This is a genomic window from Shigella sp. FC1544 (assembly GCF_001722145.1).
Taxonomy (GTDB): domain Bacteria; phylum Pseudomonadota; class Gammaproteobacteria; order Enterobacterales; family Enterobacteriaceae; genus Escherichia; species Escherichia coli.
The window spans coordinates 1-593 of the sequence record NZ_MECT01000403.1; the positions used below are offsets into that span (position 1 = coordinate 1).

Sequence of the window (593 nt, forward strand, 5' to 3'; positions counted from 1 at the left end):
ACTGGCCGATAAACCGGGTCGGCGAACTGCTCCCCTGGCGCGTAGCACTGCCGACTGAATAACACATCCCCGTCAATACGGTTCTTGCTGCACGCTTACCTTTGTTTCTATACCTTCACCACTTATATGCAGAAGTATCTGGTAAATACTGCGGGAATGCATGCCAACGTGGCGAGTGGCATTATGACTGCCGCATTGTTTGTATTCATGCTTATTCAACCACTCATTGGCGCGCTGTCGGATAAGATAGGTCGCCGTACCTCAATGTTATGTTTCGGTTCGCTGGCAGCCATTTTTACCGTTCCTATTCTCTCAGCATTGCAAAACGTTTCCTCGCCTTATGAGGTGTACTGGCAATAGCGGACACTACCATTTGTTCTTTTTTTAAGCAGCCATCTGATGATATTTTTCCCTGAAGGCTGCCGGGGAGATATTCCCCAGACGAGAGTGACGACGCTGACGATTGTAGAAAATCTCAATGTATTCCCGTATTACTGAGATGGCTTCATCCCGGTTATTAAAACGATAGTGGCTCAGGCTCTCATTTTTCAGCGTTCCCCAGAAGCTTTCCATCGGAGCGTTGTCGTAACAGT

Annotated in this window: 1 protein-coding gene and 1 pseudogene; one reads left to right on the forward strand and one right to left on the reverse strand. The window is 47.9% G+C overall.

The window, feature by feature from the left end; translation table 11 throughout:
• Positions 1 to 99: 99 nt before the first annotated feature.
• A pseudogene (locus tag BGK49_RS17215) lies at positions 100 to 351 on the forward strand (MFS transporter); the annotation flags it as partial.
• Between the two features lie 33 nt (positions 352 to 384).
• Here BGK49_RS17215 and BGK49_RS17220 read toward each other — a convergent pair.
• Positions 385 to 593: IS3 family transposase (locus BGK49_RS17220; protein WP_001073957.1), on the reverse strand; the 209-nt coding region annotated here is incomplete at its 5' end.